This window comes from Actinocatenispora comari, assembly GCF_017312725.1.
Classification (GTDB): domain Bacteria; phylum Actinomycetota; class Actinomycetes; order Mycobacteriales; family Micromonosporaceae; genus Actinocatenispora; species Actinocatenispora comari.
Genome location: NZ_BOPO01000102.1, coordinates 1 through 21,044, shown reverse-complemented (window position 1 = coordinate 21,044; position 21,044 = coordinate 1). Strand labels below are relative to the sequence as shown.

General features: G+C 73.9%; 21 protein-coding genes. 11 read left to right on the top strand and 10 right to left on the bottom strand.

What is annotated here, in order from left to right:
* Positions 1-399, top strand: a 399-nt coding sequence (locus NUM_RS25040; protein ID WP_207127377.1) for a hypothetical protein, incomplete at its 5' end; no start/stop codon positions are given.
* 25 nt (positions 400-424) lie between these two features.
* Here NUM_RS25040 and NUM_RS25035 read toward each other — a convergent pair.
* Together NUM_RS25035 and NUM_RS25030 are read right to left on the bottom strand one after the other, a co-directional pair.
* Positions 425-2,140 carry a glycoside hydrolase family 3 protein gene (locus tag NUM_RS25035; protein WP_207127376.1) on the bottom strand — a complete coding sequence of 572 codons (1,716 nt, stop codon included), beginning with the start codon at positions 2,138-2,140 and terminating at the stop codon, positions 425-427.
* Positions 2,141-2,332: 192 nt separating this feature from the next.
* On the bottom strand, positions 2,333-2,824 hold the full coding sequence (locus NUM_RS25030) for a DUF3145 domain-containing protein (protein WP_030444338.1): 492 nt from the start codon (positions 2,822-2,824) through the stop codon (positions 2,333-2,335).
* A gap of 395 nt (positions 2,825-3,219) precedes the next feature.
* Between NUM_RS25030 and NUM_RS25025 the strand changes: the two genes are divergently transcribed.
* Both NUM_RS25025 and NUM_RS25020 read left to right on the top strand, forming a co-directional pair.
* Positions 3,220-3,543 (top strand): hypothetical protein, encoded by a 324-nt coding sequence (locus NUM_RS25025; protein WP_207127375.1) that lies wholly within the window; start codon positions 3,220-3,222, stop codon positions 3,541-3,543.
* 239 nt (positions 3,544-3,782) lie between these two features.
* A complete protein-coding gene (locus NUM_RS25020) occupies positions 3,783-4,337 on the top strand; it encodes a hypothetical protein (protein ID WP_225918838.1) in 555 nt (184 codons plus the stop codon).
* 133 nt (positions 4,338-4,470) lie between these two features.
* Here NUM_RS25020 and NUM_RS25015 read toward each other — a convergent pair whose 3' ends face one another.
* From NUM_RS25015 to NUM_RS25005, 3 genes are all read right to left on the bottom strand, one after another.
* The gene (locus NUM_RS25015; RefSeq protein WP_207127373.1) at positions 4,471-4,974 is read right to left on the bottom strand and encodes a hypothetical protein; all 504 of its coding nucleotides are present in this window, start codon (positions 4,972-4,974) and stop codon (positions 4,471-4,473) included.
* A gap of 135 nt (positions 4,975-5,109) precedes the next feature.
* On the bottom strand, positions 5,110-5,790 hold the full coding sequence (locus NUM_RS25010) for a response regulator (protein ID WP_207127372.1): 681 nt from the start codon (positions 5,788-5,790) through the stop codon (positions 5,110-5,112).
* Positions 5,787-6,995: a sensor histidine kinase gene (locus tag NUM_RS25005; protein WP_207127371.1), complete on the bottom strand. Its 1,209-nt coding sequence runs from the start codon at positions 6,993-6,995 to the stop codon at positions 5,787-5,789. The genes NUM_RS25010 and NUM_RS25005 overlap by 4 nt, the downstream gene beginning before the upstream one ends.
* A 109-nt stretch (positions 6,996-7,104) precedes the next feature.
* Here NUM_RS25005 and NUM_RS25000 point away from each other — a divergent pair, with 109 nt between their 5' ends.
* The 3 genes from NUM_RS25000 (at position 7,105) to NUM_RS24990 (ending at position 9,523) form a co-directional block, all read left to right on the top strand.
* Complete coding sequence (locus tag NUM_RS25000) at positions 7,105-7,725, top strand: hypothetical protein (RefSeq protein WP_225918837.1); 621 nt, start codon at positions 7,105-7,107, stop codon at positions 7,723-7,725.
* A 213-nt stretch (positions 7,726-7,938) separates the two neighbouring features.
* Positions 7,939-8,205 (top strand): hypothetical protein, encoded by a 267-nt coding sequence (locus NUM_RS24995; protein ID WP_207127379.1) that lies wholly within the window; start codon positions 7,939-7,941, stop codon positions 8,203-8,205.
* 163 nt (positions 8,206-8,368) lie between these two features.
* Positions 8,369-9,523, top strand: a complete 1,155-nt coding sequence (locus NUM_RS24990; RefSeq protein ID WP_207127370.1) for a CDP-alcohol phosphatidyltransferase family protein — start codon at positions 8,369-8,371, stop codon at positions 9,521-9,523.
* A gap of 137 nt (positions 9,524-9,660) precedes the next feature.
* On the opposite strand, the gene NUM_RS24985 is transcribed toward NUM_RS24990, so the two are convergent.
* Entirely contained in the window at positions 9,661-10,914 is a 1,254-nt protein-coding gene (locus NUM_RS24985; protein ID WP_207127369.1) for a phosphodiester glycosidase family protein, read from the bottom strand.
* Positions 10,915-11,285: 371 nt separating this feature from the next.
* On the opposite strand from NUM_RS24985, the gene NUM_RS37360 reads away from it, so the two are divergent.
* Positions 11,286-11,645 carry a PRC-barrel domain-containing protein gene (locus NUM_RS37360; RefSeq protein ID WP_225918836.1) on the top strand — a complete coding sequence of 120 codons (360 nt, stop codon included), beginning with the start codon at positions 11,286-11,288 and terminating at the stop codon, positions 11,643-11,645.
* A gap of 199 nt (positions 11,646-11,844) precedes the next feature.
* Here the strand turns inward: NUM_RS37360 and NUM_RS24980 are convergent, their stop codons facing one another.
* Both NUM_RS24980 and NUM_RS24975 read right to left on the bottom strand, forming a co-directional pair.
* Positions 11,845-13,935: a transglycosylase domain-containing protein gene (locus NUM_RS24980; protein ID WP_225918835.1), complete on the bottom strand. Its 2,091-nt coding sequence runs from the start codon at positions 13,933-13,935 to the stop codon at positions 11,845-11,847.
* A gap of 292 nt (positions 13,936-14,227) precedes the next feature.
* Positions 14,228-14,431, bottom strand: coding sequence for a cold-shock protein (locus NUM_RS24975; RefSeq protein WP_030444326.1), 204 nt, complete (start codon positions 14,429-14,431; stop codon positions 14,228-14,230).
* A 385-nt stretch (positions 14,432-14,816) separates the two neighbouring features.
* Between NUM_RS24975 and NUM_RS24970 the strand changes: the two genes are divergently transcribed.
* Positions 14,817-15,038: a hypothetical protein gene (locus NUM_RS24970; protein ID WP_157034600.1), complete on the top strand. Its 222-nt coding sequence runs from the start codon at positions 14,817-14,819 to the stop codon at positions 15,036-15,038.
* A 20-nt stretch (positions 15,039-15,058) separates the two neighbouring features.
* Here NUM_RS24970 and NUM_RS24965 read toward each other — a convergent pair whose 3' ends face one another.
* Complete coding sequence (locus NUM_RS24965; RefSeq protein ID WP_207127368.1) at positions 15,059-16,450, bottom strand: hypothetical protein; 1,392 nt, start codon at positions 16,448-16,450, stop codon at positions 15,059-15,061.
* A gap of 46 nt (positions 16,451-16,496) precedes the next feature.
* Positions 16,497-17,180, bottom strand: a complete 684-nt coding sequence (locus NUM_RS24960; protein ID WP_207127367.1) for a class I SAM-dependent methyltransferase — start codon at positions 17,178-17,180, stop codon at positions 16,497-16,499.
* 413 nt (positions 17,181-17,593) lie between these two features.
* On the opposite strand from NUM_RS24960, the gene NUM_RS24955 reads away from it, so the two are divergent.
* The 3 genes from NUM_RS24955 to NUM_RS24945 all read left to right on the top strand — a co-directional run.
* Positions 17,594-18,919 (top strand): hypothetical protein, encoded by a 1,326-nt coding sequence (locus tag NUM_RS24955; protein ID WP_207127366.1) that lies wholly within the window; start codon positions 17,594-17,596, stop codon positions 18,917-18,919.
* A 224-nt stretch (positions 18,920-19,143) separates the two neighbouring features.
* Complete coding sequence (locus tag NUM_RS24950; protein ID WP_225918834.1) at positions 19,144-20,076, top strand: glutamate ABC transporter substrate-binding protein; 933 nt, start codon at positions 19,144-19,146, stop codon at positions 20,074-20,076.
* A gap of 5 nt (positions 20,077-20,081) precedes the next feature.
* A partial coding sequence (locus tag NUM_RS24945) for a hypothetical protein (protein ID WP_207127365.1) occupies positions 20,082-21,044 on the top strand: 963 nt, incomplete at its 3' end.

The following is a 21,044-nucleotide window of genomic DNA, read 5'->3' as shown; positions in this document are numbered from 1 at the left end:
GCGCTCGCCGACGTCGCGGCCCGCCGGGACGTCGCGGAGCGCATCGCGGCCGAGCCGGCGGACCGGCTCGTCCGGCAACTCGCCAAGGTACTGGCGGCGCTGGTCACCGAGACGTCGTGGCGCGCCGACCCGGCCGGCGCCGCTGTCGTGCGGCCGGCGCGGTCGGTATGGCCGGTGCTGCGCGGCGTGCTCGTCGCGGTGCTGCTCGCCGGAGCGGCCGGCACCCGGTTCCTGCCCCGGCAGGTGTGGGCGCCGCTGCTCGCGGCCGCCCTGGCGATCGCCGCGGCGGCGATCCTCGGCGGCCCGAACGCGCTGCCGCGCCGCATCGCGGCGAACCTCGCCGACCGGCTGCGCCGGCGACGCACCGGCCACCGTGCCACCCCCGCCCGGCGCGACTGACCGGCGGAGTCCGCGACGCCGCGGATCAGCAGGCGGAGCGGGGCAGGCCGGGTACCTCGACCGGCGAGCGCCCCGGCGCGGCCGCCTTGCCGGCGAGAACGTCGGCCACGGCGCCCATCGACTCCTTCGTGGCGCCGAAACTGGCCAGCACGGTCGGCGAGTGCACGTTGGCCGCCAGGTACGGCTCGTCCATCGCCACCGTGACCGCGGCGTCCGGCGCCAGGTCGGCGGTGGTGTCGCCGTACCCGGTCAACGCGACCCGGGTGGCGCCGGAGTCACCGACCGACACCCCGTCGGCGCGCAGCGCCGCCGCGAGCCACGCCCGCTTCTGCCCGGTACCGCCGGTGAGCCGCACCGTGCCGGACACCAGCGGCCCCGAGCACTTCCCCCGCAGTACCGTCATCGCCGCCGCGGCCACCTGCCGCGCCACCTTCTCGTGCCCGGCGCTGTGCACCGTGGACGCCGCCGGCTGCCGGAACCGGGCCAGCCGGGCGCGCAGCGTCAGCACCCGCTGCGCCGCCTCGACCAGCCGGGACCGCGGCAGCTGGCCGGACTTCACCGCGGCCAGCAGCCCGTGCTGCGCGGCCGCCAGGTTCGGCGGCTCCAGCAGCAGGTCGTTGCCGGCGAGCAGGGCGTGCACCGCGGCCTGACCACCGTCGTACCGGTCGGTGATCGGCGCCATGTTGAGCGCGTCGGAGACCACCACGCCGTCGTAGTGCAGCTGGCCGCGCAGCACGTCGTGCAGCAGCTTGTGGGACAGCGTGGCGGGCACCCCGGGGTCGACCGACTGCACGTCCAGGTGGCCGGCCATGATCAGCCAGCTGCCGGCCGTGATCGCCGCCCGGAACGGCGGCAGGTCCTGCGCGTCGAGCTGCGCCCGGCTCTGCGTCAGCACCGGCATCGCCTGGTGGCTGTCGGTACTGGTGTGGCCGTGGCCGGGGAAGTGCTTGGGGCTGGCCGCGACCCCGGCACTCTGCAGCCCGCCGACCGCGGCGGACACCTGGCCGGCGACCGCGGTCGGGTCCGAGCCGAACGAGCGTGACCCGATCACGGTGTTGCCCGGCCCGCCGAGCACGTCGGCGTCCGGCGCGAAGTCGACGTTGACGCCCAGCGCCGCGAGCTCGGAACCGGCCATCGCCCAGGCCGTGCGGGTCAGCTTCGCGTCGTGCGCCGCGCCGACACCCAGCCCGGTCGGCAGCGGGCTGATCCCGGTACCGATCCGCAGCACCGTGCCGAACTCCTGGTCGGTGCCGACCAGCATCGGCAGCCCGGCGGTACGGCCCGCCTGCTGCAGCCCGCCGGTCAGCCGCCGTACCTGCCCCGGGGTGGCGATGTTGCTGGTCGGGTTGGTCTCCGCGGTCGGATCGCCGGCGCCGCCACCCTCGTTGACCAGCATCAACCCACCCAGGTGGTACTTGCGGACGATCTGCGCCGGGGTGTCGGCGCCGGCGGTGCTCCGGTTGTGCGCGGCGGCCTGTTTCGACACCGAGTCGGCCCGGTAGCCGTACGCCACCGGCATCAGCACCTGGCCGACCAGCTCGGCGTCCGACAGGTGCCGGACCAGGTAGGCGGCCTGCTCGGCCGGGTCGCCGGACGGCGTGGGGGTCGGCGCGGCCGACCGGCCCGGGTGGTCGTCGCCGGCGCCGGAACCGTCGGAGCCACAGCCGGCGGCGAGCAGCAGGCCGGCCAGCACGGCGGCGGCCACGGACAACGACCGGGAGGTACGGGAGGGACGGGTCACGGCGGTTAGCACACCAGCCGGGCGACCGCCGGGTCGCACCGGGGTCGCCGCACCCGACCCGACCTGGACGGGCACCGGTCCGTGCCGGCCGGGCCCGGCACGCCGCACGGTCCGGACGCTGGCAGCCGGCCGCCGGCCCGACAGCACGGTACGGCCGGCCCACGGCGGGGACGGCCGTACCGCGAGGTGGCCTCAGCCGACCTGGGTCAGCCAGGTGACCGGCGCGCCGTCACCGGCGTGCCGGTACGGCTCCAGCTCGGTGTCCCAGGACGCACCGAGCAGCCGCTCCAGCCCGTGCGCGAGCGCCTCCGGGCCGGCCGCGGTGGCCAGCAAGGAGCGCAGCCTGTCCTCGGGCACCACGATGTCGCCGTTGGCGCTGACCGAGGCGCGGAAGATGCCGCGACCCGGGGCGTACATGATGCGCTCGCCGTCGACGCCGGGGCTCGGCTCCTCGGTCACCTCGAACCGCAGCATCGCCCACTGCCGGAGGGCAGCCGCAAGCTCCGACCCGGTCCCGGCACGCCCGGACCACGAGCACTCCGCCCGCACGGTGGTCGGATCGGCGGGCTGCTGGGTCCACTCCAGTCGAACCGGCGTGCCCAGCACACGCGCGATGGCCCACTCGACGTGCGGGCACACGGCAGGCGGGCTCGAATGGACGTACACGACGCCTCTAGTCGGCACGATCGACCTCCCGGTTGACGAGGTGCGCCTTCCCCCGCGTCCTCGCTCTGCCAGGTGGTCGGAAACATGATGACTTGTGGCACTGGCGTTGCGCCAGCGTTCTGCGGATTTTGATGTTGTGGTTGTCTGCCGGCGGGTGGAAACGCTAGCGGAGTCGGGTTCGGCGGGCGGGCCGAATGGTAGCCGGAGTGGTCAAGATGACCCAGCGGTGCCCCATCCCGACCGGGCCGGTGTCGTACCGCATCGGATACGCTGGGGAGCGGACGGGGTCGCGCGCCGACGCTGTCCCCATCAGGTTGAGTGGTCGGCCCCCCGGCTCGGCGCTCAGCGACCCGACAGCATCGCCCGGCGGTGATCCGCCGCGTGGCGATCGAGGAGTGCAAGGAGTTCCACGCGTGGCCCAGTCAAAGACCGCACGCGCCTCGGTTCGCGCCGGCCAGGCGTCCGGTGGCGCCCTCAGCGTGCTCGGCGAGTACAAGTACCTGATCCCGCTCAACGGCGGCAAGAACGTCTACGTGCGCAACCTGCTGAACGGCAAGACCACCCGGCTGCGCACCGACTCGGACAAGTTCGTCGACGAGGTCAAGTCGCTGGCCGACGGTGGCCACGGCGCCAAGATCAAGGCCGAGCTCGAGGGCCTGCAGGTCGCCTTCCCCGACCACGGTTGGGACGTGACCACCAAGCGCCTGGTCGACGCCGGCGCGTTCGGCGAGGCCTGATCCGCCCGGTCGGCGCCCGACCCGTTCGGCGTCGACACCACACGCGACGATGCCCCGGTGCCCGGCACCGGGGCATCGTCGCGTCCGGGCGGCGCACCGTTCGGGTGACATGCCGGTCCCCGATCTCGCGGTACCGGTGGGTGCCGGCCACCGCCCGCCGGCGTGGGCGGCGCCGACCACCGTGAGACGCGCCGACTCGGGCGGTTCGGGCGGTGCGTGCAGTGACTACTGTGATCGAGGTGGACACACCCCTTCCCGAATTCGTCAACTGGCCGACGTTCCCGTTCAGCGGTTCACTCACGGTGCGTCCGCTGGAGCCGCCGGCCCTGCCCGAGCCGCCTCGGGACGGCGAGGAGATCGCCACCTGCCGGGCCTGCCAGGCCCACGACGATGCGTACATCTGGGTCGACGAGCGCTGGCGGGTCAAGGCCACCGACCAGCCGCCCGGCCTGCCCCTGGTGCTCTACCTGGAACCGCGGATGCACCTCGACCTGGGCGACCTGCCCAACCTGGAGGCCGCCGAGCTCGGCCTGCTGACGGTCCGCATCGAGCGGGCGATGCGCTCGCTGCCGGGCGTGGCCCGGGTGCACGTCAACCGGTGGGGCGACGGCGCGGCGCACCTGCACTTCTGCTTCCTGGCCCGGCCGGCCGGCGCGCTGCAGCTGCGCGGCTCGTTCCTGTCGATGTGGGACGACATCCTGCCGCCCATCAGCACGCACGACTGGCGGGAGAACCAGTCGTTCGTGGCGGCCTGGCTGGCCGACCAGGGCGGCACGTCGATGCTCTCCTCCTGACCGCCGGGCCAGCCCGCGGCGACGGCTTCGCCGCCGCCGGGTACGGCGCCCCGCCCGGACACGACGAAGGCGCACCGCGTGCTGCGGTGCGCCTTCGTACTGCCGTGGCTCGGGCGCCGGTGTCGCGGTCGGCTCAGGCGCCGGTCGCGAACGGGTTGGTCGCCCCGTCGGTGGTGTAGTGCACGGTGTCGAACGTGCCGTCGTGGTCGGTGTCGGTCGCCACCGCGTCGACGTGCCCGTCGTGGTCGGTGTCGGCCGCGACCTCGTCGATCGTGCCGTCGTGGTTGCTGTCCACGCCGACCTCGTCGACCCGGCCGTCGTAGTTGCTGTCGACCGCCATCTCGTCCGGCGAGCCGTCGCCGTTGGTGTCCACGCTCCAGGTGTCGACCTTGCCGTCGGCGTTGGTGTCCATCTCGCCGTGGTCCGGGGAGCCGTCGCCGTTGGCGTCCCAGTCGACCTGGTCGATCTTGCCGTCGCCGTCCGAGTCGTACTCCCAGGTGTCCGTGCGGCCGTCGCCGTTGGAGTCGACGTCCACCTGGTCGGCGTAGCCGTCGTGGTTGGCGTCGATGACGTCGGAGCTGGAACCGTCGGTGTACTCGACCTGGATGTCGTCGTGGCCGGTGTCGAAGTCGCTCATCGGGGATCCCCCAGGTTGTCCTATGCGGCGCCCTCGTGCACCGCGTTGGACGTAACCCTAGGTGAGCCGCACAACCACCGGATCACCGATTCGTGCCAGCACCCGTACCGGTCGTTCCGGTGCCGGCTCGTCGGCTCATTCCGGTGCCGGGTCGTCGGCTCGCTCCGGTGCCGGGTCGTCGGCCAGGCCGAGCTCGCGGGCGAGCACGGCCGCCTGGGCCCGGTTACGCAGCGACAGCTTCGCCAGTACCCGGTGCACGTGGGTCTTCGCGGTGGGTTCGGCGATGCCCAGCGCGGCGGCCAGCTCGGCGTTGGACGCGCCGCGACTGAGCTGGGCCAGTACCTGCCGCTCGCGGGGGGTCAGCTCGGCCAGCTCGGGGGGCGCGGCCGGTGGCTGCGGCCGGGCGGCGAACGCGGCGATCAGCCGGCGGGTGACGCCGGGCGCGACCATCCCGTCGCCGGCGGCGACCACCCGTACCGCGTCCACCAGCTGCTGCGGATCCGCGTCCTTGAGCAGGTAGCCGGCGGCCCCGGCGCGCAGCGCGCCGAACACCAGCCGGTCGGTGTCGAAGGTGGTCAGCACCAGGACCTCGGTGAGCGCCTCGGCGGTCAGTACCCGGGTGGCCTCGATGCCGTCGACGCCGGGCATCCGGATGTCCATCACCGTCACGTCCGGGTGCAGCTCGCGGGCCAGCGCGATCGCCTGCGCGCCGTCGCCGGCGGTGCCGACGACGCTCAGGTCCGCCTCGGCGCCGAGGATCATCGCCAGCCCGGCGCGGACCGTCGGCTGGTCCTCGGCGATCAGCACGCGGATCACGACGTCACCTCCGGGGCGCGCAGCGGCAGGCTGGCCCGGACCGCCCAGCGGGTGCCGTCCGGGCCGGCGGTCAGGGTGCCGCCGAGCAGGGTGGCCCGCTCCCGCATCCCGATCAGGCCGGCCCCGGTGCCCGGTACCGCGGGGTCCCGGTCGGTCCCGGGCAGCGGGCTGTCCACCTGCACCGTCACCGCGCCCGCGGCGCGGGCTAGCCGTACCTCGACGGGGCCCGGGCCGGCGTGCTTGAGCGCGTTGGTGAGCGCCTCCTGCACGATCCGGTAGCCGGCCAGGTCGACCGCGGTGGGCAGCGCCGCGCGGTCGGCGTCGGTGAGATCGTCGTGCAGGGTGACGGCGAGGCCCGCGGCGTCGACCAGCTGCCCGACGCCGGCCAGGCCCGGATGCGTCGCCGCGGGGTCGTCGTCGGTGCCCGGCTCGCGGAGCAGGCCGATCATCGCGCGCATCTCGGTCAGCCCCTGCACGCTGTTGTCCCGGGCCAGCTGTACCGCCTCGCGCAGCGCCGGTGCCGAGTCGCCGGCGGTCCGCAGCGCCGCGGCCGAACCGACCGCGATGGCGGTGAGGTGGCCGGCGATCACGTCGTGCAGCTCGCGGGCCATCGCGGCGCGCTCGGCGGCGACGGCCGCGCGATGGTCGAGTTCAGTCAGCCTCGCCAGCTGGCGGGCGTGCTCGCGGTGCTCGACGAGCCGGTCCCGGTGCAGGCGCACGACCGACCCGGTGGTGGCCGGCAGCACCGTCACCAGGGTCACGGTCATCCCGACCGCGACGCCGGCCTGGACCGCGAGCCGCCAGCTCTGCCCGTCGGCGCGCAGCACCAGCAGCAGCACCACCAGCGCCGCGACCGAGACGACCGCGGAGCCGGCGACCAGCCAGCGGTCCGCGCCGCGCGGCCCGTACACGCAGGCCGCGTAGACGAGGTCGAAGAACACCTGCCAGGTGCTGACCGAGCCGCCGAGCAGCAGGTCGGCGGTGACCGCGGCGACCCCGACGGCGAGCGCGAGCAGCGGCGCGGTACCGCGGAACAGGTCGGCGGCGATGATCACCGCGAACGGGACGAGCAGCAGGACCAGGCGCGCGTTCGGCTGGTAGAGCCCGACCGCGAACAGCACGGCGCCGATCGTGGCGCACACCGCGGCCGAGCCCACGTCCCGCCGCGGCGGCAGTCGCCGCGGCCACCATCCGGTCACCGCCACCCCCACATCTCAACATCACCGGGCCAGCCCCGGCGTACATCGTTGGGATCATGCCGGGTTCGGCTGGCGCGACGATGCGGACCCGGTTCGTGGCCGGGACGATGGTCCCGTGTTGTTCGCGGTGATCGTGGGATGCGAGATCGGGTTCTGGCTGCTCGTCGGCGCGGGGCTGGCCTGCCGGTACCTGCTGCGCCGGCGCCGGGCGAGCACCGTGCTGCTGGCCGCGGTACCGGTGCTGGACCTGGTGTTGCTCGTCGCCACCATGGCCGATCTGCTGACCCGGCACGCGGTGGCCGGCCCGCAGCACGGCCTGGCCGCGGTGTACCTGGGCAGCACGGTGGTGTTCGGCCGCGGCATGGTGCGGTGGGCGGACCGCTGGTTCGCGTACCGGTTCGCCGGCGGGCCGCGGCCGCCGAAACCGGCGAAGTCCGGTCCGGCGCGGGCCCGGTACGAGTGGCGGGAGTGGGGCAAGGCCGTGCTCGCCGGCGCGATCTCCGCCGCGCTGCTCGGGCTGATGGTGCTGGTACTGGGTGATCTGCACCGATCGGTGGCGCTGCTGTCCTGGTTGCCCCGGATCGGCCTGGTGCTGGCGATCTGGCTGATCTGGCCGCTGACGTCAGTCCCCGGCGCGCTGCGCGGCGAACGGGTCTCCGCCGCGGATCCGGACCCGGGTGACGCGGCCCCGCAGCAGGTCACGAACCCGGAGCGCGGCCGGCCCGGATCGCGCTGAGGCGCCCAGGCAGTTCCCAGCCTGCCGGCAGGCTTGCTCCATCCAACGGTCGTAGCCTCGGCCGAGAGGGCATCCGGCACTCGGACGCCCCGGACGAACGGGGAGGTCGGGATGGGGCTGGGAGCGCGGCTGCGCCGCCTGTTCTCGCCGTCGGGCCCGCGCGGCGTCCGGTCGACCGGGCAGATCCGCGCCCAGCGCGGCGGGTACCAGTCGATGCTCGACCGGGAGGCCACCCCGACCGACCTGGACGAGTTGCGCGAGTTCGTCGCCAGCCGCACCGGTGTCGAGTTCTACCTGGAGCCGGAGACCACCGCCACCGACACCACGGTCGCCGCGGTCGCCGCCGACGGCGAGTGGATCCGGCGCCGGGTCGGCTCGGCCAGGATCGCCAGCCGGCTCGCGACCGAGCTGGGCGTCCCGCTCTACGACGCGGGCGTGCTCGGCTATCCGGCCGCCATGCGCCGCTACCGGCGCAGCTGATCCGCGCTCGGCGTGCCGCGGCCGAGAGCGGCCTTCGGATAGGGGCACATTCCACCTCCGCCGCCGGCGCCGCACGGCTCTAGGATCGAGGTGATCCCACAGATCCGTTGCGGCGTCGCCGTACCTGCGCCACCGCGTACGCCGGTCGTGGCGGAGGTGATGGATGACCCGAGGCAACGGCGAACCGGCCCCCGACACGACCCGGTGGTCCGATCCCACCGGCCCGGTGGTGGCGGTGGTCGTCCTGACGGCGGAGCCGCCGCCGGCACACCGGTCGGTGGAGGCGACCCGGATCGGCGGCCGACCGCTGCTCGACCGGACGGTACGGGTGCTGCACGCGGCCGGCGTGCGCCGGGTGCTGGTGGCCGCCGGCCGGCGCTCCCCCGATCTGGTGGCCGGGCTGGTCGCCCGGCACGCGCCCCCAGCCGAGCCGTGCCCACCGCCCGCAGCCCTGCCACCCGGCCGGTACCTGCTGGTCGGCGCGGGCGCGATCTTCGACGCGGAGACGGTTCGTGACCTGGCCGAGCGGACCGGCGTGCGGTGCACCGACACGACGCTCGCGGTGGCCGACGCCGGCACCGCCCGGGAGGTACTCGCGGCGGACGCCCCCGATGCGGCGCTGGACGCCGTCGCCGGGCTGGCGTTGCGGCCGGCGGCCGGGTTCGCGACGACGCTCGCCGGGGACCGGGACGTCCGCCGGGTGCACCGCGCGCTGTGGCACCGGTACGGGTCGAAGCCCAGCGACGGGCTGGTCTGCCGGTACCTGAACCGGCCGTTGTCGCGGCCGGTGACGCTGCTGCTGGCGCGTACCGGGGTGTGGCCGGACCTGCTCAGCGGCCTGAGCTTCGCGGTCGCGGTGGCCGGCGCCGCGGTGATCGGGTTCGGCGGCCACTGGTGGACGATGCTGCTCGGCGGCGTGCTGGTGCAGGCCGGGAACGCGCTGGACGGGGTGGACGGCGAGGTGGCGCGGATCGGGCTGCGCACCTCCCGGCGCGGCGCGCTGCTGGACACGATCCTGGACCGCTACGCCGATCTCGCCATCATCGCCGGGCTGGTGCTCGCGGCCGGCGGGCGGCCGGTCGACTGGGCGTTCGGGTTCGCGGCCGCCGCCGGCAGCCTGCTCGTGTCGTACCTCAACGTGCTGGTGCCGGACGCGCCGCGGCGGCTGCTGCGCCGGGACGTACGGCTGCTGCTGTGTGCGGTGGCGGCCGCCGTGTCGGCCCCGCTGGCCGGCCTCGCCGCGCTCGCCGTGCTGGTCAACGCGGACGCGGCGCGGGTGTTCGGGATGGTGCTGCGGCGCGCGCCGGGCACCCGCTGACCGTTCCCCCCCCGCACTCGCCGTCGGCCAGCGGGCTACCGGCGAGACACCGCACCGGCCGGGTCCCGAGGGACCCGGCCGGTGGATGGGTGGGCCGCCCGCGACCGGCGAACCCGTCGCCGGCCGCGGTCGGTGGGTCAGCGGGCGACGATGCCCAGGCCGTTGGCGACCGGGCGCTCCGCCGCGCCGACGGGCAGCTTGTTCACCAGCGTGACGTCGTCGCTGCCGGGCAGCCGGGCGGCGCAGGTGGTGGAGCCGCCGCCGTCCAGGTTCATCCCGTCGGTCGCGCCGAAGCCGGCGAGCAGGTCGGCCTCCTCGGCCAGGGTCAGGCCACTGCCGGACTCGGCCAGCCCGTCGGTGGTCATCAGGTACAGCGTGCGACCGTCGGCGCTGATCCCCGCCCCGGTACGGGTCGCCGCGACCTTGTCGTCGACGCCGGTGAGGGTGGCGCCGTCGCGCATGATCGGCGCGCCGCCGACCGCGACCCGGAACGGCACCCGCGCGCCGGCCAGCCGGTACGAGACGTGCACCGGGTCACCGACGTGCAGCCCGCGCAGCGTGTCCGCGCCGGCCTCCCGGCCGACCAGTACGGTGCTGCCGGCCGGGATCGCGCCGGCGCCCGGCGCGTCGGCGACCGCGGTCACCCGGCCGTGCCGGATCGTCACCTCGGCGGTGTCGGTACTGCACGGGTCGCCGCGCCTGGTGTCGCTGCCGCACACCGCGCGCTCCCGCGAGGTGGCACCCCAGGCGCTGGTGAACGCGTCGATGCCGCCCTCGGCGACCGCGTACTGGTTGAGCCCGGCCAGCGCGTACCGGTGGCCGGGGGTGGTGATGCTGCCGGCCAGGGTGAGGGTGCCGAGACGGGCCCGGCCGTCGACGCCGACGCCGATCACGTCCCGGGTGGAGGTACCGGGTGCCATCGCCGGGCCGAACCGCTGCTTGTCCGGTACCGCCGCCTTGATCGCGCGGCCGCGGTCCACCTCGGGGCCGTCGGAGGACCCGGTGGCCGCGACGCCCGGGTGCTGCGACTCGTCGATGTTGAAGTAGTCCGCGTTGACGCCGGCGACCGCGTGCGCATTGGCGGTCATCTCGGACACCGTCTCGCGCTGCGCCACCGCGTCCGGGCGCAGCAACGCCACCGACACGTGCGGGTTGGCCAGGTCGGCGGTGACCAGCTCGCCGGTGACCGTGCCGTGCGAGGCGGTGGCCCGGAAGGTCGCGAGGGTGACCCCGGACGCGAGCCGCTGGGTACCGGTGAGCTGGACGTCACCGACCGCGGCGGCCGGAGCGACGGCCGCGGGGGCCGCGACCGCGGACGCCGGTACGGCGAGCGCGAGGCCGGCCGCGGCGAGCCCGGCCGCGAGCCATCGGTGGGACCGGATACGGCGCATGGAAGTCTCCGTCCTTGTCGATGAAGCGACTGCCGGGGGGCCTTCGATCGAGCGAGCCGGAGTCCGTTCGTCTGCTCGCCAGGCGGAGGTGCGGGTGCGTGCCGGTGTCGTAGGCACCCGTGCCGGCAACGCCGCGAGCGGCGGAGGTTGCGAGGCCGGCCCGCAGCCAGCGGGCCAGTGGCCCTCGCAACGTCCGAGAACGGGCCCGGCGCAGCCGATCATGAGGTCCCCGACAGTCTGGGATGGATCTCAGCACCGATGCACGTGTCCGGTCAAGATCGTCCACGTGCACGGGCCGTGACGTTTTGCCGCCTGGAACCGGATAAGGCGGGAGAATATCGGTGACAGTACCCACGGCCTCGGGGGTAGGAATGATCGGAATTCAGGACATCTCACAGTGGAAAGGTGCACCGGTGGTAGGTCCAGAAGGCGGGAAGATCGGCACCCTGGAGTCGGTCTACGTGGACGCCGCCTCGGACGAGCCGATGTTCGGCGCGGTCCGGCTCGGCATGCCGGGGATGCGCAAGATCGCCCTGGTACCGCTGGACGGCGCCCGGGTGGGCCGCAACGACCTGCAGGTGCCGTACGACAAGGGGCAGATCAAGAACTCGCCGACGCTCGGCGTGGACGAGGAGTTGCCGGCCGAGCGCGAGCCGGAGATCTACGCCCACTACCAGATGGGCTACACCCCGGCGCCGACGTCGTCCGGGCGCCGGCTGGCCCGCCGCTGACCCGGCGGGCCCCGGTGCGGCGGGCCGCACCGGGCTGGTCGTAGCCGCGGGCCGCACCCGGCTGGCCGTAGCCGCGGGCCGCACCCGGCTGGCCGTAGCCGCGGGCCGCACCCGGCTGGCCGTAGCCGCGGGCCGCACCCGGCTGGCCGTGTCCGCGGGCCGCACCGAGGCTGGCCGGAGCCGCGGGCCACATCGGGGCTCAGCCGTACGCGATGTGGGACGAGGGTTTGTGGAAGCCGCGGATCGGCTGCCCGGACAGGTCGGTGAGCATCGTCTTCGCGACGGCGACGTCCACCGACGAGGAGATGCCGGCGCCGACCGAGTCCCACGGATTGTCCGGGGTGCAGGCGGTGGCGGCCGCGGCGATCTGCGGGGTGAACCCGACGAACGACTCGGTCGCGTTGGTCTCCGAGCTTCCGGTCTTGCCGCCGAGCGGTCGCGACCCGAACATCCGGCCGACCTCCGGCGCGGTGCCACCGTTGCACTTGTGGTAGAAGCCCTGCTGGCCGACCGGGCAGCGGGCGGCGTCGGTGGCGGCCCGGGCCACGTCCCTGGACACCGCCCGGTGACACTGCGGCTTCGCCGCGTCCGAGGCGTGCCCGCGGGCGTCCACGATCGAGGCCACCGGCAGTTCCTTGCAGTAGATGCCCTCCGCCGCCACGGTGGCGTACGCGTTGGCGAGATCCAGCGGCGTGGTCTGCGCGACGCCCAGGGTGAACGCACCCCAGCCGTCCGCCCGGCCCTTGGACGCGTACACCGCGTCGCTGTGCGCCCGGAACTTGATGCCGAGCCGCTTGGCCATGTTGACCGCCTTCTCGGCGCCGATCTTCTGCTCCAGCCAGACGAAGTAGGTGTTGACCGACCGGCCGTAGCCGTCCCACATGGTCCGGTACCCGTCCATCCACTTCGGGTTGTCGTTGACCGGCGAGTAGTAGCCGTTGCCGGCGATGTAGTTGGTGCGCAGCGGGCTCGGCGCGTGGAAACCGGTGTCCAGCGGCAGCCCGGACTCCAGCGCCGCGAGCATGGTGAACATCTTGAACGTCGACCCGGTCTGGTACCCGTTGACGTCACCGCCCCCGGCGACCAGCTGGTCGACGGTGTTCGGCCGGTTCTTCATCCCGTCCGGGTTCTTCTTCAGGCTATAGTCGCGGTTGACCGACATCGCGACCACCCGGCCGGTACCGGGCTGGATCGCGGCGATCGGCAGCGCCTTGGTGTTGGTCTTCGAGTACACCGCGAGCGAGGCCTTGCGGGCCGAGGCCTGCACCTTCGGGTCCATCGACGTGACGATCTTGTACCCGCCGGTGCGCAGCAGGTTCTCCCGCGCCGCCGAGGTCGCGCCGAACTGCTCCTGCTGGTCCCACCACTGCACGAACCAGTCGCAGAAGAAACCCCAGTCCTTGTGCTTGCTCGGTACCTCGGTGCAGCCGTTCGGCGTGCTCGACGGGTGCAGCCCGATCGGCGCCGCCTTGGCCTTCTTCGCCTCCGCCTTGCTGATGTAGTGCAGCTTGGCCATCGAGTCCAGCACGTACGAGCGGCGCACCAGCGCGGCCTTGCGCCCGGCCGGCCCGGACTCGGGGTCGAACGCGTCCGGCGACTTGACCACGCCGGCCAGCAGCGCGGCCTGCGGCAGCGTCAGCTTGTCCGGCGTGGTGTCGAAGTAGACCTTCGACGCCGCGACGATCCCGTACGCCTGGTGGCCGAAGTAGACGATGTTCAGGTAGCCCTGCATGATCTGCTTCTTGGACAGCTTGCGCTCCAGTGCCAGCGCGTAGCGCATCTCCTGGATCTTGCGGGCCATCGACTGCTCGGTCGCGGCGTGCAGCTCCTGCGGCGTCTTCGCCGAGTAGATCCGCACGTTGCGCACGTACTGCATGGTCAGCGTCGACGCGCCCTCGGAGACCTGCCCGGCGCTGCGGTTGGCCAGCAGCGCCCGCACCACGCCGCGCGGGTCGACGCCGTGATGGTGGTAGAACCTGGTGTCCTCGGCGGCCACGATCGCGCGCTGCATCACCGTCGGGATGTGGCCGATCGTGGTGGGCGTCCGGTTGTCCGAGTAGAACGTGGTGATCAGCGTCTTGCCGTCGTTGGCGTACAGGTAGGAGTTCTGCGGGGGCGGCGGGATCTTCAGCTGGTCGGACTTGTTGGTGAAGATGCCGGTACCCGACTTGACCGCGAGGCCGCTGACCCCGAACCCCGGGAAGGCCAGCAACGCGACCACGATGCCGGCAAGCACCCCACAGACCAACAGCGAAGCCAGGTCACCCAACAGCGAATTCTGTCGACGCACCCACACCACCCTCGTCCCGCCCACGGAGGTGTAAACGATCTCCCCTACCCAGAATGGCACAGAACCGGATCAGCCCGACGATCCGCGTGCCAGTCATCCTTGATCATCGATGCTTTTCGTCCGGCACGGGCGAGGATCCGGGAATCTCACCGGTAAAGAGTGGGCGACGGACACGCGGAGTGAGCAGGACCGGGCTTGCGGGCCAACCCGGCCGGACCGGGACGCAAACGACCCCCGATGCGCACTGCATCGGGGGTCGCTTCGCGTCTGGGGTGTAACCCAGGCCCGTGGCTCAGATGCCGCGGACGCGCTCGGCCTGCGGGCCCTTCGCGCCCTGCGTCACGTCGAACTCGACGCGCTGGTTCTCCTCGAGGTTCCGGTAGCCGGAGCCCTCGATGGCGGAGAAGTGGACGAACACGTCCGGCTCGCCGCCGTCAGGCGTGATGAAGCCGAAGCCCTTGTCCGGGTTGAACCACTTGACCGTACCCTGTGCCATGACTCTCCTTGTGGTAGCTACTCGGCCGCCGCGCGGGCGACCGCCTTGTTGCGGCGGGAGCCGATCGACCCTTCGGAGAGATCTTCCCGAAAAACGAGACGCCCCGCTGTCACAAATCCCGCGTGCGCATCAAACGTTCGGGGAAACTACGACTGCAACGCCAAAAGGATACACGATCCAGGCCCGTTCGGGGTCGTACCGGCGTGCCGTGGACCACGCCCGGTTACTCGACCGGTACCGGTGGCCGCGCTTCCCGCTGGCCCGGGCCGGTCACGCCGCTACTCTCGAAGGGAGGCCGGTGCGTCGCCCTTGGGCGCCCGGCCCCGGCCGCACGGGCCGCCGTTGCAGGTGGCCGCTCACCACCCACGCGGGAAGGAGCGGACTCATGCTCGATGTGGAGATCGAACTCGTCGGCGGACCCCGGGACGGGGAACGCATCACGGTGCCGCTGACCGATCCGGTACCAGCCCCGCACCTGGAGATGACCACGGTGGACAGCACCGTGGACGGACTGCCCGACATTTGGCGGTTGAACTACCGCCGCGACGACGCACCCACCGACGACGCCGTCTGGCGCTACCGGTTCCTGTCCACCCAACGCGGTTGATCCGGGGCGCGGGTCGCGCCCTACCTGTCCGACCCTGCCGCCGGCGGCCGCTCGTCGCCGGCGGCAGCGTCGTCGCCCGCCGGCCGCTGCTCGTCCCGAGCAGCGGCGTTGCCCGCCGGTGGCTGCTCGTCCCGAGCAGCGGCGTTGCCCGCCGGTGGCTGCTCGTCCCGGGCGGCGGCGGGTGCCGCCGGTGGCTGCTCGTCGCCGGCGGACGCGGGGCCGGCCACCGGCACGGGTTCCTCGGCGATGGCGGCCTGCGCCTCGGCGGCGTCGGCGAGCCGGTTGAGCCGGCCCAGCTCGGCGCCGACGACGACCAGCATCAGCACGTCCACCAGCACCGACACGGTCGCCACGAACTGGGTCACGTCGAACTCGAAGACCCGGGTGAACAGCAGGTTCACCAGCAGGCTGCGGTGGAACCAGGTGAACCCGCGCAGCCGGTCACGGCGCAGCAGCCGCCACCCGCCGATCACCAGCACCAGGCACGCCACCGTCGAGGCGAGCCCCAGTACCAGCGGGATCGGGCCCGGCGCGCCCCGCCAGACCGCACCGGCCGGCCCGTCCAACCGGCCCACCAGCCGGACGCCGAACTGGGCACCCGAGTACGCGATCTGCGCGAGCAGCACGATCACCGTGATGGTCGGCAGCGCCTGGGCGATCCGGCCCTGGCCGTGCACCTCGCGCCGGGCCCACAGCCGCAGCCTTGCCAGCAGCCGGTGCGGGTCGACGAACCGCAGCGGGTCGAACAGTTCGACCGGGTCGTCGGGTACCGCGCCGATCAGCGCCCGGGCCTCGGACCGGCCCGGCGCCCGGCCCGCCCGGTGCAGTTGACGGCCGGCGGCGGCCCGGCGGCGCGGAGTGAACCCGCCGACCACGCCGGCGACGGCCTGGTCGACCGCCGCGGCCAGGTGCTCGGAGGGGTGGTGCGGCCGTCGCCCGTGCAGCGCGTGCACCAGCAGCACCAGGACCACGACCAGCACGTACATGATCGCCGTCGCCGGGCGGTAGAAGTAGTCGTTGTCGCTGGTGACGAACTTGCCGACCTCGTCGATGAACAGCCCGATGCCGATCCCGGCGAGCACCGAGGCGAGCGGCCGGATCACCGGCCCGACGAACGACAGCAGCAGGACCAGGCCGACGATCATCAGCAGCCCGCCCCACAGCACGTGCGCGATGTGCAGGCCACCGCCGCCCACCTGCGGGTACCCGGCCAGCGCCAGGCCACCGCGGACCAGCAGCACCGTGCTGACCGCGGCGACCAGCATCGCGGTCAGGTGGGCGGTGGCCTGCGGGTCCCGCGGCAAACCGCGGACCAGCAACCATCGGGACAGTCCGCGCCCCGGCAAGTGGGTCAGCCCGGACTCCGGCGTGGCCTGCGGCGCTGCGGCGGGTTCGGGCTCGTTCGGCGGCATGGCGGACACCCTACGAAACGGCGACGGCGCGGCGCCGGCCCGGGCCTCACGGGCGACGGAACCAGATCATCGGATTGTGCGTACCCGGATGCACCGGGTCACCGAAACCCAGGTCGGCCCGGCACTCCCGCAGCCGCCGGTACTCCTCCGGCGCGCGCTTCGCGGCCGCGGTGAAGTACCGGGCGCCGGCGCCGCGCAGGTGGCGCAGCAGCACCGACCCCTCCGAGTACGGCTTGGCGCGCCGGCCGTGGAACACGTCGTGCACGCTCACCGGGGTGCCGGCCGGGATCGCCGGCAGCAGCCGGTCCAGGTACCAGCGGGCGAACCGGGCCGAGTGCGCGGCGTCCAGGAACAGGTAGTCGATCGCGTCCGGCAGGGTCTGCTCCCGCACGTCGCCGGCGACGAACCGCCAGCGACCCTCGGCGAGGGCGGCCGGTACGTTGCGGCGGGCGTTCTCGATCCGGTCGTAGCTTTCCAGCACTCCGGTCTCGTTGTCCCGCAGGGCGCGCAGCAACCAGGTGGTGGACCAGCCGTGCAGGCAGCCGATCTCCACCACCCGCGCCGGCCGCTCCCGGCGGACCAGCAGGTAGGTCAGCTCCGCCTCGATGTCGTCCAGCTGCGCCCGCATGCCCGGCCGGTCGGCGAGCAGCCGCCGCTGCTCCTCCCGTACCGCCTGCAGTGGTTCGTGGTGTTTGACGTAGAGCTCCGTCGCGTCGTCGATCGTCAGCACGACCGCCTCGCCCCCTTCGTACCGCCGGTGTGGCCGTTGACGGCGTGACGCTAGGAGCGGGGTCGGGCCCGGTACGTCCCGCGGCGGAGCCAGAACCGACCCCCTACCCCGGCGGGAGCCGAGCCGGCCGCGTCCCACTCCGGCGGGACATCCCGGACATCGGCACCAACCTGCGGGGACCGGCCGTCACCGGTACCGCCGGGGCGCCCTACGGCGTGATCGCCGCTGGTTGACACGACCGGCTATGTTGGCCCGAAAACACGACGGAGGGCATCGATGCTGGGCAGCACGTCGGGCACGGGCCGAGCGGGCCGAGCCAGGGTCCGTGTCCGCGCCACCGGCCGGCGCACGGTGGGCGCCGACGGGCCGGTGCGGTTCGACCGGTCGGTGCGGTTCGACGGGTCGGTGCCGCGATGACGCTCGCCCCGACCACGCCGGCCGCCCCGGCACCGGTCGTCGACCACGCCCGGCCCGGCCTCGCCGCCCTGGCCCGCACCACCCCGGGCCGGTTGACCACGCTGCTGGCCGTGCTCGTCGTGCTCGGGCTGGCCTTCGGTACCGCGATGGTGGTCGGCGTGCAGCAGCGCGGCGGCCGGCTCGACGAGGTGCGTTCGCACTCCGGTCCGCTCACCGTGCAGGCCCAGCAGCTCTACCGGTCGCTGTCCGACGCGGACGCGACGGCGGCCTCCGCGTTCCTCGCCGGCGGGGTCGAGTCGGCCAGCGCCGCCCGGCGCTACCAGCAGGACATCGCCGAGGCGGGCAAGGCGCTCGCCACCGCGAGCAACTCCGGCGGCACCAACGCGCGGGTGGTGCAGCAGCTGACCAGTCAGCTGCCGGTGTACACCGGCCTGGTCGAGACGGCCCGGGTCTACAACCGGCTCGGCATCCCGCTCGGCGCCGCCTACCTGCGCGAGGCGTCCGGCCTGATGCGCGACAAGCTGCTGCCGGCGGCCAAGTCGCTGTACCAGGCGGAGACCGCGCGGCTGGCCGACGATCGTTCGGCGGCGGCCGGCTTCCCCTGGGTGGCGATCCCGCTCGGGTTGCTGCTGCTCGCCGGGCTGGTGGTCGGGCAGGTCTACCTGAGTCGGCGGACCAACCGGGTGTTCAACCGCGGGCTGCTGGTCGGCTGCGCGGCGGCGGTGGTGGCGCTGCTGTGGCTGACCGTCTCGTGGGGGGCGCTGGCGAGCCACCTCGGCTCGGCCCGGGACAACGGCTCGGCGCAGGTCGAGGCGTACGCGCAGATCCGGCTCACCGCGCTGCAGGCCCGGGCCGACGAGTCGCTGACCCTGGTCGCGCGCGGCAACGGCGCGTCGTTCGAGCAGGACTTCCGGCAGCGGATGACCGACCTGGTCGGATCGGACGGCAACGGCGGGCTGATCGGCGCGGCGCGCCACGGCGCCGACGACGCCCAGCGCCGCCAGCTCGACGCGGTCCGCAAGGACGTCACCGACTGGCAGGCCGCGCACGCCAAGGTGCGCTCCCTCGACGACGGCGGGCAGTACCCGGAGGCGGTGAAGGTCGCGATCGGCTCCGGCTCGGACAGCGCGGCCGACGCGTTCGGCAGCCTCGACCGGCACACCGCGAGCGCGATCGAGGCGGCCAACGCGAGGTTCACCGACCAGGCGAGCGCCGCGGCGTCCAGCCAGACCGGTGCCGCGATCGGGCTCGGCGTGCTCGCCGCGCTGTGCGTGGTCGGCACCGCGATCGGCCTGCAGCGCCGGGTCGCGGAGTACCGATGAGAAACGGGTTGGCGCACGATGGCGCCGGAGTCGCGGCGAGGTCCATGTGTTCGCTGGCAGGGCGGAGGTGCGAGGGCATACCGGTGTTGTCTGCGCTCGTGCCGACCACGCGGCCAGCGGGCAAACGGGGCTGGCGCGGCCCGGCAGACCATCGTGCACCAACCCGTGAGACGAGGGGGGTCGCGCCGGTGCGGCGACGGGTACGGGGTTTGCTCGCGGCGGGTGTGGCTCTCACGGCCCTGCTGGTCGTGGCGGGATGTGGCGCCTCGACGCTGCCGGACGCCGGCAAGCCGGCGGCGCCGCCGCAACCGGTCGGGGTGCAGGACCCGGCGAAGATCCCGGACGCGGACCCGCAGGACACCTCGTGCGCCGCCGACAGCTACCGTCCGCACGGATCGCCGGCCGACATGATGGACGGGCCGGCGGTGTCCCGGATCAAGAAGCGCGGCCGGCTGGTCGTCGGCGTCGACCAGAACACCTACCTGTTCGGCTTCCGCGACCAGGACAACGACCTCAAGGGTTTCGACATCGACATGCTGCGCGAGGTGGCGCGGGCGATCTTCGGCGACCCGGACAAGATCCAGTTCAAGGTCATCACCTCCGCGCAGCGCATCCCGGTGCTGCAGAAGCACCAGGTCGACCTGGTGGCCGACGTGATGACGGTCAACTGCGAGCGGTGGAAGCAGGTGGCGTTCTCGTCCGTCTACTTCGACGCCGGGCAGCGGGTGCTGGTGCCGTCCGGTTCGACCGCCACGCAGCTCGGTGACCTCGGCGGCAAGAAGGTCTGCGCGGCGAAGGGCTCGACCTCCATCCGGGCCATCGCGGCCGACCCGGCGAAGCCGGTGCCGGTCGCGGTGGACGACTGGACCGACTGCCTGGTGATGCTGCAGCAGCGGCAGGTCGCCGCCATCTCCACGGACGACACGATTCTCGCCGGGCTGAAGAAGCAGGACCCGAACACGAAGGTGGTCGGCCCCAAGTTCACCGACGAGCCGTACGGGATCGCGGCGAACCTCGACGACGTCGACCTGGTCCGGTTCGTCAACGGCGTGCTGGCGAAGATCCGGGGTGACGGTACCTGGAAGAAGCGCTACGACCAGTGGTTGACGGTGCTCGGTCCGGCGCCGAAACCGCCGGCCGCCCAGTACCGGGACTGACCGCGATGGCCACTGCACCACTGCGGCGCGAGGAGGCCGACCAGCGGCTGACCGCGATCGGTGAGGAGTACGACCGGCTCGCCGCCGCGATGTACGCGCTGGACTCCGATCCGGCCCTGCGCTGGCTGCGGGCCGGTGGCGCCACCGGCGCGACCGCGGAGCGGCTGGCCGACCTGCCGCAGCGGGTCAGCGTGCTGTGGGCGCACTTCAGCGTCGCCGGCGACCTGCTCAACGCCGCCCGGGCGGTACGGGCGAGGCACGGCCGGCCGTCCGACGACGACCTGGCGGAGCTGGCCGCGCTGCTGCGCGAACCGATGGTGGCGCTGGACGCCGCGGGGCTGCCGGCCGACGGCACCGGCAACCCGGTGGCCCGGCGGCTGTGCCTGGTCGACCTGATCCCGATGGTGGTGGTCGACGCCGCGGCGGCCGGCACCCGGCTGGCCGCCGTGCAGGCGGCGCTGACCGCGCTGACCGATCTGGTCTCCCCGACCGCCGACGCCGTCGACGCGGTCGCCACGCTGGCCGCCGAGTTCGGGGTGCCCGAGCTGGCCCGGCCACTGCTCGTCGAGCTGGACGCGGTGCGCGGCCCGGCGCTGGCCGACCCGCTGACCGCGGCGCCGGACGGGGCCCCGGGCGAGGCGGTGACCGACCGGCTCGGCCGGCTCGACGAGGCCGCGGCGGCGGCCCGGCGCCGGCTGTCCGGGCTGGTCTCGCTGCGCGACGACTACGCCGGCCGCCGGTCGAGCTGGACCGATTCGCTGGCCGCGCTGGCCGAGGCGGAGCAGGCGGCCGCGACCGCCTACCGGACGGCCGCGGCGAAGATCGCCGATCCCGGGCTGCCCCCGGTACCGGCCGCGGCGGAGCGGTTGCGCGGCCGGCTGGCGAACCTGGACGAGCTGCACCGCGGCGCGGCCTGGCCGGCGCTCGCCGAGGCGGTCGCCGCGACCGAACGGGACATCGCCGCGGCC

Bases quoted from the DNA above. Each gene is read 5' to 3' on its own strand.
- NUM_RS24985 (WP_207127369.1), bottom strand. From the start codon at position 10,914: ATGCGCCGTATCCGGTCCCACCGATGGCTCGCGGCCGGGCTCGCCGCG.
- NUM_RS24955 (WP_207127366.1), top strand. From the start codon at position 17,594: ATGACGCTCGCCCCGACCACGCCGGCCGCCCCGGCACCGGTCGTCGAC.
- NUM_RS24965 (WP_207127368.1), bottom strand. From the start codon at position 16,450: ATGCCGCCGAACGAGCCCGAACCCGCCGCAGCGCCGCAGGCCACGCCG.
- NUM_RS25015 (WP_207127373.1), bottom strand. From the start codon at position 4,974: ATGAGCGACTTCGACACCGGCCACGACGACATCCAGGTCGAGTACACC.
- NUM_RS24975 (WP_030444326.1), bottom strand. From the start codon at position 14,431: ATGGCACAGGGTACGGTCAAGTGGTTCAACCCGGACAAGGGCTTCGGC.
- NUM_RS24990 (WP_207127370.1), top strand. From the start codon at position 8,369: ATGACCCGAGGCAACGGCGAACCGGCCCCCGACACGACCCGGTGGTCC.
- NUM_RS24995 (WP_207127379.1), top strand. From the start codon at position 7,939: ATGCTCGACCGGGAGGCCACCCCGACCGACCTGGACGAGTTGCGCGAG.
- NUM_RS37360 (WP_225918836.1), top strand. From the start codon at position 11,286: ATGATCGGAATTCAGGACATCTCACAGTGGAAAGGTGCACCGGTGGTA.
- NUM_RS24970 (WP_157034600.1), top strand. From the start codon at position 14,817: ATGCTCGATGTGGAGATCGAACTCGTCGGCGGACCCCGGGACGGGGAA.